The organism is Streptomyces sp. ICC1, assembly GCF_003287935.1.
GTDB classification, from domain to species: Bacteria; Actinomycetota; Actinomycetes; order Streptomycetales; family Streptomycetaceae; genus Streptomyces; species Streptomyces tritrimontium.
Genome location: NZ_CP030287.1, coordinates 8,014,811 through 8,028,544, shown reverse-complemented (window position 1 = coordinate 8,028,544; position 13,734 = coordinate 8,014,811). Strand labels below are relative to the sequence as shown.

At 69.9% G+C, this 13,734-nt stretch carries 13 protein-coding genes and 3 pseudogenes; 7 read left to right on the top strand and 9 right to left on the bottom strand.

Translation table 11 applies throughout. The features are described from left to right. Nucleotides 1–369: 369 nt before the first annotated feature. From DRB96_RS37585 to DRB96_RS37575, 3 genes are all read left to right on the top strand, one after another. The gene (locus tag DRB96_RS37585) at nt 370–810 is read left to right on the top strand and encodes a hypothetical protein (RefSeq protein ID WP_162688891.1); all 441 of its coding nucleotides are present in this window, start codon (nt 370–372) and stop codon (nt 808–810) included. A 187-nt stretch (nt 811–997) separates the two neighbouring features. Continuing rightward, nucleotides 998–1,519 (top strand): DUF6232 family protein, encoded by a 522-nt coding sequence (locus DRB96_RS37580; protein ID WP_112452427.1) that lies wholly within the window; start codon nt 998–1,000, stop codon nt 1,517–1,519. After that, nucleotides 1,516–1,851, top strand: coding sequence for a hypothetical protein (locus DRB96_RS37575; RefSeq protein WP_239516555.1), 336 nt, complete (start codon nt 1,516–1,518; stop codon nt 1,849–1,851). The genes DRB96_RS37580 and DRB96_RS37575 overlap by 4 nt, the downstream gene beginning before the upstream one ends. Nucleotides 1,852–1,896: 45 nt before the next feature. On the opposite strand, the gene DRB96_RS37570 is transcribed toward DRB96_RS37575, so the two are convergent. After that, nucleotides 1,897–2,142 carry a DUF397 domain-containing protein gene (locus tag DRB96_RS37570; protein WP_112452425.1) on the bottom strand — a complete coding sequence of 82 codons (246 nt, stop codon included), beginning with the start codon at nt 2,140–2,142 and terminating at the stop codon, nt 1,897–1,899. After that, nucleotides 2,139–3,008 carry a helix-turn-helix transcriptional regulator gene (locus DRB96_RS37565; RefSeq protein WP_112454239.1) on the bottom strand — a complete coding sequence of 290 codons (870 nt, stop codon included), beginning with the start codon at nt 3,006–3,008 and terminating at the stop codon, nt 2,139–2,141. The genes DRB96_RS37570 and DRB96_RS37565 overlap by 4 nt, the downstream gene beginning before the upstream one ends. Before the next feature lie 118 nt (nt 3,009–3,126). Between DRB96_RS37565 and DRB96_RS37560 the strand changes: the two genes are divergently transcribed. Then, nucleotides 3,127–3,555, top strand: coding sequence for an ATP-binding protein (locus tag DRB96_RS37560; protein ID WP_112452424.1), 429 nt, complete (start codon nt 3,127–3,129; stop codon nt 3,553–3,555). A 63-nt stretch (nt 3,556–3,618) separates the two neighbouring features. Further along, entirely contained in the window at nt 3,619–4,056 is a 438-nt protein-coding gene (locus DRB96_RS37555) for a hypothetical protein (protein WP_112452423.1), read from the top strand. Nucleotides 4,057–4,125: 69 nt separating this feature from the next. Here the strand turns inward: DRB96_RS37555 and DRB96_RS37550 are convergent, their stop codons facing one another. Beyond that, nucleotides 4,126–4,929, bottom strand: coding sequence for a thioredoxin domain-containing protein (locus DRB96_RS37550; RefSeq protein WP_112452422.1), 804 nt, complete (start codon nt 4,927–4,929; stop codon nt 4,126–4,128). Nucleotides 4,930–5,246: 317 nt separating this feature from the next. Here DRB96_RS37550 and DRB96_RS37545 point away from each other — a divergent pair. Continuing rightward, nucleotides 5,247–6,047: pseudogene (locus DRB96_RS37545) on the top strand (lytic transglycosylase domain-containing protein); the annotation flags it as partial. A gap of 208 nt (nt 6,048–6,255) precedes the next feature. Here the strand turns inward: DRB96_RS37545 and DRB96_RS37530 are convergent. The 4 genes from DRB96_RS37530 to DRB96_RS37515 form a co-directional block, all read right to left on the bottom strand. Beyond that, nucleotides 6,256–6,810: a DUF4913 domain-containing protein gene (locus DRB96_RS37530; RefSeq protein WP_204357916.1), complete on the bottom strand. Its 555-nt coding sequence runs from the start codon at nt 6,808–6,810 to the stop codon at nt 6,256–6,258. Continuing rightward, nucleotides 6,800–8,107 (bottom strand): type IV secretory system conjugative DNA transfer family protein, encoded by a 1,308-nt coding sequence (locus DRB96_RS37525; protein ID WP_239517816.1) that lies wholly within the window; start codon nt 8,105–8,107, stop codon nt 6,800–6,802. Before DRB96_RS37525 ends, DRB96_RS37530 begins: the two co-directional genes overlap by 11 nt. A gap of 1,098 nt (nt 8,108–9,205) precedes the next feature. Then, a complete protein-coding gene (locus DRB96_RS37520) occupies nt 9,206–10,159 on the bottom strand; it encodes a hypothetical protein (protein WP_162689128.1) in 954 nt (317 codons plus the stop codon). Between the two features lie 208 nt (nt 10,160–10,367). Then, nucleotides 10,368–11,135 carry a DUF6431 domain-containing protein gene (locus DRB96_RS37515; protein ID WP_239516929.1) on the bottom strand — a complete coding sequence of 256 codons (768 nt, stop codon included), beginning with the start codon at nt 11,133–11,135 and terminating at the stop codon, nt 10,368–10,370. A gap of 480 nt (nt 11,136–11,615) precedes the next feature. Here DRB96_RS37515 and DRB96_RS37510 point away from each other — a divergent pair, with 480 nt between their 5' ends. After that, entirely contained in the window at nt 11,616–12,335 is a 720-nt protein-coding gene (locus tag DRB96_RS37510) for a DUF2625 domain-containing protein (RefSeq protein ID WP_112452418.1), read from the top strand. On the opposite strand, the pseudogene DRB96_RS37505 reads toward DRB96_RS37510, so the two are convergent. Together DRB96_RS37505 and DRB96_RS37500 are read right to left on the bottom strand one after the other, a co-directional pair. Continuing rightward, nucleotides 12,293–12,721, bottom strand: a pseudogene (locus DRB96_RS37505) (transposase); the annotation flags it as partial. The gene DRB96_RS37510 and the pseudogene DRB96_RS37505 sit on opposite strands and share 43 nt — an antisense overlap. Nucleotides 12,722–13,195: 474 nt before the next feature. Next, nucleotides 13,196–13,657 (bottom strand): annotated as a pseudogene (locus tag DRB96_RS37500) (glycosyl hydrolase); the annotation flags it as partial. Between the last annotated feature and the right edge of the window lie 77 nt (nt 13,658–13,734).

The window sequence follows — 13,734 nt, the reverse complement described above, 5'->3', positions numbered from 1 at the left end:
CGGGTGTGCGGGGCCGCCCCTCCGGTTCTGGAACGGGCTGGACGGGGGCGGCCGGCTCTACGTCTACTGGACCCGGTCCGTCCGCGGTCCGGCGGGAAGCCGGGTGCGCGGCAAGGCAAGCGGCATGACGAGGGGTTCTCCGTGCGGGGCACCAACAAGCCGGCATCCACGCCCGGTTGCGCCGACGCGGCGGCGGTGACGCGATGAGGCCCCTCAAGGCGTCCGATCCGGCCGCGTCCGGCGCCTACCGTCTGCTCGCCGAGCTGGGCAGCGGCGGCATGGGCCGGGTGCTGCTGGGGGCCGCGCCGGACGGGCGCCTCGTCGCCGTGAAGCACGTCCACGCGGGCCTGGCCGCGGACGACGGGTTCGGTGCGCCGCTCGCTGGCCGACTGCGCGGAGCTGGCTCCGAAGCTGCCCCTCCAGCCGCGCGACCGGGGCAGCGACCGCCACTCCTCGACGCGTGGCGAAACCCAGACCTCCTGCACCTGGTACGGCGGCAGCGGCAAGAACGGCGCACGCACGGTCCGGGTCCGGTGGAACCTGCTGGCCGACGACGGGGTCCGCGACGCGGCGCAGGCACAGGCCACGGCCTTCCGTGCCCTGACGGCCGGGGGCAAGCAGACGAGCGTCGGATTCGGGGACGAGGCCTTCTGGGGTGCGGCGGACACCGCCACGAGCTGTTCCCTCTCCGTCCGCGGCGGCAACCTCACCGTCCAGGTCGACCTCGGCAGTGAGGAGGTCCCCGCGACCGGGTGCACCTCGTTCGCCCCGGACATAGCCTGGGAGGCGCTGGACGGCGTCCCCCACTGAGTCCGCCGAGTCGCTCAGTCGCCGAGCCCGCAGCCCCGCCCGGAGGGGAAGATTCCGCCGACCTGGCTGTCAAGCGGAATCCGGCATGGATCATGACTACATTGAAATGGTCCAACCCCTACGTGGCCGGTCACACCCGCCCTACACTTCGAGCCGTCAACGCCAAAAAGAGCCAGGGGGGCGCGAAATGGCGGACGGAACCACGACAGTCCAAGTCCGGGTGCAAGAGGGTGTGCTGTGGGTCGATGGTGAGGCCTATCCACTGCACAACATCTCCCACGTAGGACAGCGCGTATTGGAGGTCAACAAGGGCGCGGCATGGAAACAGTTCATTCGCCGGGCCCTGCTCTGCCTGGTCGTCGGCGGGATAGCGGCGGCCATCTTCGGGAACATCGCCGGAATCCTGGCGGTCGTCGTTTTCGGCCTGCTGGTCTGGCAGCTCGTCCAGGTGATCAGCAGGCCCCCGGTGTACGGCCTGATCCTCAACACCTCCGGCACGCAGCGCGATGCCGTGTGGTCCCTGGACCGCGCCGAGATCGAGAACCTCGTCCAGGAGATCACCAAGGCCATCGGCCGACCGGACGCCGCACCGGTGACCATCAACATCAAGAAAGCGGTGATGGGCGACCAGTTCAAGGTGTACGGGGCGGGGGCCATCGGCCAGGCCCAGCACAGCGGTTCGGGCGACATCCGGGGAGGCGGTCGATGATGGCCGGCGACCACATTTCGGTGCACGGGCCCGGAAGCATCGGAAAGGCCTCACACACGGGCTCCGGAGACATCGTCGCCGGAGGCAAATATGCGGGAGGAGCGGCGCCGGACGTATCGGCGGTCGAGAAACTCCTCGCAGAAGTCCAGGCGATGAGGCAGCACCTGGACGAAAGAGACCGGGCGGAAGTCGACGCGGCGGTCGCGGAGATCCAGGCGAATCCCTCCCAGGAGAGATTCGCGAGAATCCTCCGGACGTTCTCCGGAATTGCGACGGTCATCGGAGAAGCCGGAGTCCCGGTCATCGCCGCCGTCAAGGCACTGCTCGGCTGAAGCGGAAGCGGAAGGAAGGGGGCCACGCCGAGTGGCCCCCTGGTCCTACGGTCCGGTGACCCCGCCGACGAACGCGGCCCAGGCGCTCGGAGCCACTGCGAACCGGGGCCCGGCCGGGACCTTGGAGTCCCGGACGTGGACGGCCGTGGCGCAGCCGGCCACCTCTACGCACTGGCCGCCCTCGCCGCCGCTGTAGCTCGACTTGCGCCAGTCGAAGGCGACTTCGAGGCACTCGCCGCCCTCGCCGCCGCTGTAGCTGCTCTTGAACCAGGCCAGGTGTGCGGTGTTCATAGTTCTCCCAGCAACTTCTCGATCAGGGCGAGTGACTCGTGTGGCGTGAGTGCTTGTGCCCGGATGATTCCATAGCGCTCACTGTAGATACGGACCTGCTCGGGATCGGTGATGAGGTGAGCGTGGCCGTATGTCTCGGTGTAGGCAACCTCATTGCGACCTTTAGGGCGAAGCAGGGTGAACGCACCTTCCAAGCCGGGATGTTCATCGCGCTCGGTTGGCATCACCTGAAGGTGCACCGTCCGCAGTCGCCCGATTTCCAGCAGGCGGCGCAGCTGGTCGCGGTGGACCTCTGGACCGCCAGTCGGGCGGAGCAGGATGGCGTGCTCCAGTACGAAACTGAAGGTGGGCGCCGGCCACTTGTCCAGGATCACCTGACGGTCGAGACGGTCCGCGACCCGCTTCTCGATGGCCTCCTCCGCGAACACCGGGCGCCGGTGACGGAAGACTGCCCGCGCGTACGCCTCGGTCTGCAATAGACCCGGGATGGCCTGGACGGCGTAATAGTGCAGCGCCACCGACTTCCCCTCCGCGTCCGCGAACTTCCGGAACCAATCCGGGTGCCGTGTCCGGGCCCGTTTCAGGGCCTCGATCACGTCCGGGATCGCCGCGATCAGGACGCCTCCGGCGTTCACCGCCCGGTCCACGTTCTCCAGGAAGTCCGGCTGCGGCGTCCGCACGCCCCGCTCGATGGAGGACACCAGGTCCTCGCCCACGTGCACCAGGGCCGCGAGTTCCTTCTGCTGGAGGCCCGCCCGCTCCCGCAGCACTTTGATCATTTTCCCGAGCGCCTTGAAGAGGTACGCCGTGCCGTCGACCTCCACCGGCCGTTCCGGCTCTTCCTCACGCTCCGACAGGTCCTTCATCCGCTGAACCGCCCTCACCCGTACAGGCCGTACACGCAACCGCCGCCGGTCCTACGGGGGTTCCCCGTAGCGCCGCCGTACCTGGAAAGCGTACGGCGCAGCGGACACGCTCGGTGAGGTGACGACCGAATTGAGTGACATGGCGCCCGTCGAGTTCCGGCAGCTCCTCTCCGCCACCCCGCGCGGCGCCCGCCTCGCCCGCCGGCTCGCCGTGGTGCAGCTGGCCGCCTGGGGGATCCCGTACGGCTGCGCGCTGGCCGAGGACGTGGAGCTGGTGGTCGGGGAGCTGGCCGCGAACGCCGTGCTGCACGGGCGGGTCCCCGGCCGGGACTTCGAGATCCGGCTCGGCTACGACGGCCTGCGGGTCCGGGTCGAGGTGAGCGACGCCCGGGGTGACAGGGAGCCGCCGGAGGCGGCGGACGCCGTCGACCCCTGGTCGGCGGAGCACGGGCGCGGGCTGGCCCTCGTACGGGCCGTGGCGCGGGAGTGGGGCGTCGGCCCGCGCGGGCCCGGCGCCCCGGGGAAGACGGTGTGGGCGTGTCTGTGACGCGGGGAGCCCGGTCCGGCCGCCGTTGACGTGTGCACGTGACCAACGGTCATCATGGGGCCCATGACGAACGCGGCGGAGAACGACGGGACGGACACCGGCGGGAGCCGTCAGGCGAGGCGCGAACGGCTGGGGCTCGGGAAGCCGGCGGCCCCGGAGGTCTGCCCCCATTGCGGGGCGACGGCCACGGTGCCGATCGGCCAGGCGCTGGAGACCGGCGGGTGCACGAACGTCATCGAGGGGACCGTGATCGCCCTCATGGCCGGGGCCGCGGGGGTGTACTACGCCGGCGAGAAGAACCTGCCGTGGCTCGCACCGGTCGGGATCGTCGCCGCGCTGCTGATCTTCGCGGTGACGATCAAGGTCATCCGGGACGAGAGCCGGACCGCGGACCGGGCGCGGGCCGCCGTGGACCGCGCCCGCGCCAAGGGGGTGCGGGCGCGCCGCTACTGCACCGCCTGCCGGGAGGCGTCCGGCCCTGCGGAGCCGGACACCGCCTGAGGCCCGGCCCGGGCCCGGGCGTGGCGACGGCTCCCGCAGCGCCCCGCCACGGCGACGACCCCTGCCCCGCTACTTCTTCAGGTTGTCCGCGATCAGCTTCTTGAAGGCGTCCGGGGTGATCGAGTCGATGCCCTGGCCGGAGTTGACCGTGAGCTTCTTGCCGTTGATCGAGACGTCCGGGGTGCCCTGCATGTTCTGGTCGTAGAAGGCCTGGCCTACCTTCTCCACCCACGGCATGTAGGTGAGCTCCTTGACCGCCTTGTTGAAGGCGGGCGTGCGCAGGCCGGGCACCTGGTCGGCGAGGTCCAGCAGGGTGGCCGTGGAGCCGAACTTGTCGTCGGACTCCTTCTCCGGATGGTTCTTGTAGAGCACCTGGAGGTACTCCATGAACTTCTCGGGGCTCTCGTTCACCGCCGCGCCGAGCGCGTTGACCGCGCGCTTGGATCCCTTGCCGCCGCCCAGCGCCTTGTCCAGGAACGTGGCGAAGTGGTAGTCGACGCGGTAGGTGCCCGCGTCCGCCTGCTCCTTGAGGGTCTGGCCGAGGCCGATCTCGACGCCCGCGCAGTAGGGGCAGCGCGGGTCGAGCCAGACGGAGAGGACGTTCTTCGCGTCCGCCTTGCCGTACGGGATCACGATCCCGTCCTTGCCGGCGGTGTTGGCCGGCTGGACGAAGGGCTTGCCGGCCGCCTCCTCGTCGACGGAGGGCTTCGACACGTAGACGCCGATGCCGACGGCGACCGCCAGTACGGCGACCAGCGCGCCGCCGATGAGCAGGCGCCCGCGCAGTTTCGCGCGGCGGGCCAGGGCCTCGCGCTCCACCCGCATCCGTTCGCGGGCCTCGCGCTGCTGGGTCTTCTTGTTGCTGGTCGCCATCCAACAAGGATAAAGACCGTAGAGCGGTCAAGTACGTGCCATTGGGGCGTATGGGGCAGGGACTTAAGGCCTTCGTTCCTTTCCGGACATGGTCCCGGTGAAGACGAGACGAATGGTGGGGCACAACTCCCGGGGGGACGGTGAGTCGGGTCCTAAGACCTGATAGACAGTTAACATCCACGGCCCGACCGGTCATACGCACAGCCTGATGTGAAGTTTGTACGTGTTACGGGGGCCCGGATCGGCCGCCGCCTTGGGGGGATTGCCGCACTGTGAAGCCACTTCACCGTCACCTCGTCAACACCTCGCGCAAAGTCATGTGCACGGCCGCCCTCGCGGCCAGCCTGACCACCGCGGCGGTCGTGACCAACACGCCGATAGCGGGCGCGGGGGAGGCCGAACCGACCCCCGACAGCCCGCAGGCCACCGACCGCGGTGACGCCCGGCTGGACCTGCCCGACCTGGCCGCCGATCCGCCGACGATCCCCGGCGCCACCAGCCCGGAAGGGGCGGCCGCGGGCATACCCATGACCGCCCTCGACGCGTACAAGCGCGGCGAGGTGTCGGTGGCGGCGGCCCTGCCCGGCTGCAAGCTGCCGTGGCAGCTCCTCGCGGGCATCGGCAGGACCGAGTCCGTGCACGCCTCCGGCTACGGGCTCAAGGCGGACGGGTACACCGAGAAGCCGATCCGCGGACCGCGCCTGGACGGCAACGGCTTCGCGGAGATCAGGGACACCGACAAGGGCGAGTGGGACGCGGACGCCGTGTACGACCGCGCGGTGGGCCCGATGCAGTTCATCCCCTCCACCTGGGCGACGTGGGGCGCCGACGGCAACGGCGACGGCAAGCGCGACCCGAACAACATGTACGACGCGGCGCTGGGCGCGGGCCTCTACCTGTGCGCGGGCGGGCGGAACCTCTCCGACGCGGCCCAGCTGGACAAGGCGATCCTCAGCTACAACAACTCGCGCGAGTACGTGAACACGGTGCTCGGGTACATGCGGCAGTACCAGGCCGGAGACGGCTCGGCCGCGGTGGAGAACCCGCCGGCCGGGAACTACCCGACGACGAACCCGGCGCCCACGCCGACTCCCACCCCGACGCCGACGCCGACGCCCACTCCCACCTGCCGCCTATACACATCTCCGAGCCCACGAGACTAGGCAAGCACGCGAAGCTCCTGGCGGACACGGGTGATCTTGGTCGAGAACCCGTCTACCAGGAGCTTCGTCGTTCCGTACAGCCCACACCGACCAACACCACAGCCCCACCGTCAGGTTGAAAAGGGCTCACTGATCGACGGCTGGCCGTGCACCTGAGCCACTGTCAGGGGTCGACCCTCCAGGTACTGGGCACCAGGGAGGGCATCCGGTGCTCGCCCTTCGTGCAGCCCTGGAAGGGGCCCGTGGAGGCTCGGAGTTCGCGAATGCTGGGGTCGTAGTGGTCGCGGTGCCAGGTGCTGGGGCCGGCGTATCCGCAGGTGTCGGGGTCTGTGAGTTCTTGCCAGGCCAGCGAGAGTGCGTGGAGGCGGGCGATGGCGATGGGGTGTTCGGTCCATCGGTGGCACCATCGGGCGTGGGTTGAGGCTTCGTCGAGGTAGCCAGGGACGAGGAGGCCTTCGACCCATTCGGCCAGGGCCCGTAGTTCTGCCCCGTACTCGGCAGGGTCGAGGAGCAGGATGAACGGCGGAAACTGCCACCCCTCTTGTTCCCCTTCCTCCGCCTCGTCCTGCGTCGCGTCCTGGCCCTCGGCTTGCTTGTCGTCGGTGGCCGGCGGCTGGCTGAGCTTGTTGACCTGGTTGGTGAGGGCGCGTAGCTGGGCTTTGAGGTCTTCGACGTCCTCGGACAGGCCGGCGGGCGTCTGGGTGGGGTTATCGGGCACGTCGTGCTGCCTTCAGGGTTTCGTGGGCGGCGACCGCGCGCTGGGTGATGGCGGCTTCCTCGGCCTTCTTCTGAGGGCCGATGTGCGCCAGGCTCTCCTCTTCGCACCAGGGGCGGAGCTGGATCTGGGCGATGCGCATGCCGGTGGACAGGAGCAGGGCGGTGCCCTTGGGCATGGCGCGGATGTCGGAGGCCTCCCGGATGTCCTCGCGCTGTTCGCTCCACGACTGGGAGCCGCCGTCGCGGCTCTTGCTGTACGAGCCGCGGTGGACGGTGTGCTTGCCGATGAGGGTGGCGATGTCGGCGACGAAGCGGGGGTCGTCAACGCCGGCGCCGATGACTTTCTTGGTGGCGGCGCCCCACATCGAGTCCATGCCGACCTCACCCCACGCTTTCACGCCCTGCCGGTAGCTCTGCAGGATCACGTAGGGGGTGATGCCGCGGGAGCCGAGGTGTGAGTAGAGGTCGGGAAGGTCGCCGATTTTGCAAATGTTGGCGGCTTCGTCGAGGACGGCGCGCATCGGCTCGGGGAGCCGGCCGCCGTGGCGTTCACCGGTTTCGGAGGCCGAGGTGAACGTGGCGTCGGCCAGGGCCGCGACGACCGCCGAGGCTGGGCCGCCCTTCTTGGAGAGCAGGTAGAGGGTGTCGCGGGTGAGGGAGAACTCCTCCGGGTCGAAACGCTCGGTGTTCTTGTCGGGCATCACCCAGGCCAGGACCTTCTCATCGCGCAGCCCAGAGAGCGCGGTGCGCGCGTTCTGGTAGATGCCGGACTGGGTCTCCTCCGCGATGTTGATGCTGCCCTCGACCTGCTCGGCGAGCACGGGCTCGTACTGGTGGAGGATCCTCAGCGGGGCCTTTTCCTGGGGGTCGGCGACCCACTTCATGACGTCCTTGATGCTGGCGCCGTCGTGCCAGGCGGCCCGGAAGAAGCCGACGAGGAGGTCGTTGGCGGACTGCGACCAGAACGGGTCGGCGGACTCCGAGCTGATCTGGTTGGTGAAGTGGGACGCGAGGCGCTCGGCGCGCTCGAGGGTTTCGCCTTCGGCGAGCATGTCCCACCACATGGACCGCACGGTCTGCGCGACGGCCTGGGTGTCGAACACCCAGCCTTCCCCGACGCGCTGACGGGCCGTGTAGGTCGCCATGTAGACGTCGGACTTGTTGGAGGTGAGCAGCAGAGCGCCGGGGGCTGCCATCGCGATGGGGATGGCCAGGGCACTGCTCTTGCCAGCGCGGGGGGCCATGATCGCGATGTAGGTGTCTTCATCGCTGCCACGCAGTTCGACGCCGGTGGTCATGTGGTCTCCCTCACCCGCGCACGCCATATCGGCACGGGCTGCCGCGACCCTAACCCCCTCCCCGCCCCCTCCTCTAACCCGGGGGCACAGGCAGGCCTTTGCGGCCCGTCTGGCCGGGCGCACAAGGATTTGGGCGGCTGGCCGCCGGCACAGGGCACAGCCCGTGCGGGAGGCTCGGCACCTGCTCAGCCACCATGCCTGAACCGCACCCCGAACGCACCTGCTGCGCACCGTCAGCACGGCAGACCATCGGCACGCATCTGTCAGCGCACCGTCCGCGCGGGCCGGACCAGAGGTCCGTCACACGTCCCTTCCCTGAGCGTCCAACCGGCCCACGGCCCCGCTGCGCCCCGTTGGACGGCCGCTTCGCGCAACGGCCCCGCAGCAGCTGCAGTTCGGCTATCCGGGGGGCACGGCGGAACCGGTGGGAGTCCGGCGGGCAGGGGTGCGGGAGCGTGGTCACATGCGCCGCTGGTCTCTGCCTCTGCTCCTCGCCGCCCTGCTCGCGGTCTCCGGATACGTCACTGTCCGTTCCGCCCCCGGCCCGGCCGCGAAGCCCTCCCCCGCCAGCACCGCGGCCGACGACAAACATCCGGGCCCCGACCGGGACGAGCAGCGCACCGCCGGGCCAGCGGCGCTGCCCCTCTCCCAACTGCCCGGCGCCTGCCCCGAAGCCGAGCCCCGCATCGCGTGTACCCGGCCTTGCGGGCCCCGCTGCCGCGGTGGACCGGCAGGGGGCAGGCACTGCCCACCGGGTCCAGCCGGAACCCCGGCCGCGCAGGGCGACCCCGTCCAGGCCCGCCGTGCGCCCCGCGGCCAAGACGAAGCCCAGGACCACGGGCACGGCGAAGGCCTGCGCCAGTACACCCGCACCGCCGTGGTTCCCCGTGCCCGGTGTGCGGGCCGGGGACATGGCCGCGCTGTGCCGCGATACCTGCGGCAGGTGACTCACGGAACCTTGAACGTTCCCACCGAACGTTGAGCGGTCCCACAGTTGGTCAGCACGCTCCTGCAGGCCCGAGGGGATAGCGGAAGACTTGGATGGCTTGCCGCTGCGGTGGATCGGTGGCATACACCTGTCTCCGCGAACCCCAGCCCCTATTCAGCAGGTGATCCCTCGGCGGAGAGGACGGGGGGATTGAGGCAGTTGCATCCGACCACGTCAGCAGGTCCCCGGGCCGGTACCTCGAACGTCGCGGTCACGCTCCTGCGGACGGTCGTGCTGGTCCACCATTCATTGTCGGAGCCCAGCAGGATGCCCGCCCAGTCTTTAGACAGGCGAACGCTTCCAAATGTGAAACGCCTATCCTGTCCCGGCTTGCTGTCCGTGCGGGTTGTCTGGACGAACGTGCACGTCACCAACGACTTCCCGTCGGCGAGCCGCAGAACGGGCAGGTCCACTCCAGTGGCCTCAAATGCGAACCGGGATCGGATGTTACCGTTCCATCCCTTCTCCTTGTCCTCAGCGTTGTAGGCGGTGACGATGTCACTGGTGAGCTTGCCTGGAACAAAGTGGTCACTGCCCGGTTCTCCGTCAGGTGCGGTGAAGGAGAGGTATTCCGCGTAGCGGCCGCAGACTTCCCGGTCCCCGGCAGCGGTCGGCGACAGGACTGCGGAACCGGCCTCACCCCGGGCCGGAGCCGCGATCGGCTTATCCCGTATGTCGAAGCCCGCGACCCCGTACACGTGATCTTCGTGCTGGCCCGGCTTGAGCTGCGGCGCTGGTCTATCGGTCGCCCACGACTTGGCGGCAGCCTTCCACGGCGCGCCGGCCTCCGCCTGGACGAAGTAGTACAGCCCGGCGGCACGATCCTGCTCGCGGTCCTGCGTCCCCCGAAACAGTGCGGTGAACGAGCGCGGGTAGCCGGGCTGGTCCCGTTCCGTGGGGATCAGGTAATCCACCCAGTCCATCTCGCGCATCACTCTGGCGCCCGGTTCGATGTTCAAGTACTGCAGGGTCGCGCTTTCCTCGAAGAGCGCTCCGGTCTCCACCTTCGCCAACGCGTCCTTGTCCTTCGCGTAGACGGCCAGCCTCAGCTGGGACTCAAGCACCTTCTCAGCCTCGGCACGGTCAATCACAAGCGGTACGGGCGGAGGAACGGAAGCCCCCGGGGGTACCTGGCGTCCCCCCTCCACACCCGCAGGCGAACAACCCACCACAGCAAGGCCTGCCGCCATCCCAACCACCAACAGCCGGTTCACCCGATCAAACACGCGTCCCCCACACCCACCATGCGTCCTGCACAGAACCCAGATCAACTCAGACGCCGATGAAATCACAAGCGCAAATCGCTCTGACCAGCGGCCTGACCTGTTGTTGCCGGACGCTCAAGGTGAGCATGGTGGCGACGTTCACCGTGGGGACGTAGAGGTGGCTGTCGTTCGCTCGGCAGCGTGAGTCGTCGTCTTCACGGTGTCGGCTACGTGTGCTTGCTGTCGCGGGCCGATCACGCGGGCGTGAGCAGCCGGCCGCCGGTGACCAGGGCGACGGCGCCCCACGGATCGGTGGCCGCCCATGCGGCGTGCTGCTCCCGGGCGACGCGGGCGGCCTCACCCAGGACGTCGAGGGCCTCGGCCAGCTCGAAGGCCGGGGCGGGAAGGGGCCGGCATCCGGGGTGAGGAGGTATGCGTAGATCACGCCGTGGCGGCGCCAGAACGCGGCGCGTGCGGTCGCGCGGCGGAGCCAGCCGCGGACGGTCGCGGCGGGCCGGTGCAGCCGCTCCGCGATGGAGCGGTGGCCGTGCCCGGCGACGTGGTCCAGGAGAGCGGCGGCGATGGTGTGGACGCTGTCCGCCCGCCGGAGCAGGCAGAACGGCGGCAGCAGCACGTGCGTCGTGCGGCAGGCGCGGCAGCGGGCCCGCCTCGGACGCAGCCGCCGCAGGCCGCCTTCGGGCAGCCGGATCACGCGCTCGCGGACGTAGCCCCACGGACGCAGCGGCGCGTCGCAGGCCGGGCACGACGGCAGCACACTCGTCTCGGACTCCGCCACGACGATCACGAACAGGTGCCTCCCGCATCCCATCAGCATCACCACGGTCGCGCCACCCGCACCAGGGGCGACTCGTGTTGCACGCTCCCCATGCGGTTGATCATCCAGTCCGGGACCAGTACCCCTTCACCCGAACGAAGAGCAGCGACAGAGGACGCCGACGACGAACAGCACGACGGCCAAGGGCAGCCCGGACAGAACCGGTTGATGTACACGGTGTCGTCGCACACGAACGTCAACGTGACGCACTCCGGCCGTGATCACCGCGGACGTCGCCAACCCCAAGTACGTACTCACGCTGAGCGTCGCTCAACACCTGTGGAGCCGCCTGCCGACGAGGCCGCGGCTCAAGGTCGGCCCGTGAACCTCTCCCTGCCGCGGTCGGCCTCGTCGTCGACGAAGGAGGTCAGCCTCGTTTCCCGGTGACCTTGCTTCCTGAGAGGTCATCTCGATTGGCGGATTGAAGCGCGGGTAACCCGGCGGACTGAGTCCCTCGAGGGGTGATGCGACGATGCGGGGATGCGCGAGGACTATGAACTGATCAACGTCGACGATCCTGCATGGCCGCTCCTTCTTCAGGAGCTGTCCGGTACCGACGTACCAGTTGAGGTGCTGCCCGGCGATCCCGTGGCAGGCCGAGCCTCCCTGCTGCAACTACAGGTCTCCGCCCGGTCGAATTTGGGCGGCATCGTACTGAACTGCGGCGGTCTGCTCGTGGACGATGGATGGCTGCGGATCTTCGGAAGCCCAAGTGACACCGGACTGCCTGCCCTGGCAGAGGTCAATGCGATGCCCTCGACATTCGATCCCTCATGGCGGCCTGGTGCAGGTCTCGTGGTTGCGCACGACGTGCTGGGCGGGGTCTTCGCCCTCAACGGGGGTAACCCTCGTGAGGCCGGTCAGCCCGGCGAGCCAGGCGAGATCCTCTACTTCGCGCCTGATGCGCTCGGCTGGGAGGCCTTGGGCGCGGGCCACTCGGCGTGGCTGTCCTGGATCTTCTCCGCAGGACTCCGGGAGTTCTATGAAGGCCTGCGGTGGGACGGCTGGCGCAGTGAGGTCTCTGTGCTGGACGGTCGGCAGGGGCTGGCGTTCTTCCCGCCGTTGTGGTCGGCCGAGGCCCGCCAGGATCTGTCGGCGACCAGCCGTCGCGCGGTGCCCATGGCGGAACTCCTTGGTGTGAGCCGCGACTCGTGCCTTCAGTTCGACGGCACCGACCCGGGCTTCCTCGGAGTCGCATGAACCGGCTCACCCGTCCAGACGCGATAGCAGATGAGGGTGGCAGCACTGCTGGCGAACGCGAGGAAGTGTTCGACCTTGCCCTCGTAGCGGCGATGCAGACGGCGGCATCCAGCGAGCCAGGCCACCGTTCGCTCCACGGTCGAACGGTGGCGACCCAGGAGCTGAGAGGACTCGATGCCCTTCCGGGCGATGCGTGGGGTGATGTTGCGGGAGCGCAGCCACCTTCTCAGGTGGTCGTAGTCGTACCTCTTGTCAGTATGGAGTTTGGCGGGCCGTCGTCGACGCGGTCCGCGGCGGGAGCGAATGGGCGGGATGCCGCTGACGAGGGGTTCGAGGCCCTGGCTGTCGTGTGTGTTCGCGCCGGAGATCCCGATCGAGAGTGGAAGACGTCACGCAGCTGGCTGAGTGGCTAGCTCGGATGCGCGCTGCCACGCACGTAGCTCGGGTCGGCATCGTGAGGGAGGAACCCGGGTCTGATGCAGCGTTGGGTGACAGGTTCAGTCACGCGGCCTGAAGAGCCGACGTGGTCATGACGGTCTCGTATTCGACGGGGGTCAGCCGGCCGAGGGCGGCTTGTCTGCGGCGTCGGTGGTAGGGGCCGGGACCACCAGCTGCCTTCCCGGCACCCCGGGCGCCTCCGGCCCGGGCGGATCCGGCGCCGGGCCCGCACTGACCGGCGCCGCCACGGCGGTGCCGCCGGCGATAGGCGGCGCCGCCGCACCGGCCGCCGGCGCCGGCGCCGGAATGGTCCTGGTCGCCCGTCGGCGCAGGGCCTGACCGGCCGGGTAAGGGGGCTGAACCGACCCCGACCCCGCGGCCCCCGCGCCGGCCGGCGGCTCCTGCGCGGCCCCGGCCGGGCGCACCGGCTCCCACCAGCGGGGCGGCAGCTCGCGGCGCAGCACCGTACCGCCCGGCGTGCGCACCTCGACGGCCCCGTGCCGGGACACCGCCACGGTCACCCGCTCGGAGACCACCCGCCAGCCGCCCCCGGTGTCCGGCTCCAGCACGGCGCGCGGATCGGGCTCCGGCCCGTCGCCGACCACCGCGTACGAGGGCGTGGGCGCGGCCCCGTCCCAGCCCCAGAACACCGCGCCGCCCACGGTGACCCGGACGAGCAGCTCCGAACGGGTGAACCGCAGCACGCCGCCGCCCGGCAGGGGCTCCGTACCCGTCAGGAGTCCCGGCACCCGCGCCCGCTCCGCGCCCCGGGGCGCGAGCCCCGCCGCGTCCACGCGCCGGTTGCGCCAGGCCGAGCGCCAGGCGCGGCGCCCCCGCCCGCTGCCGAGGTCCCGCACCGCACGCACCAGCTCACGACCGTCCATGGCGCCCACCCTGCCACCGGCACCCGGCCCAGAAGGCTGCGTTCAACTGCCGTTCACTCTCCAAAGGATCACAACCG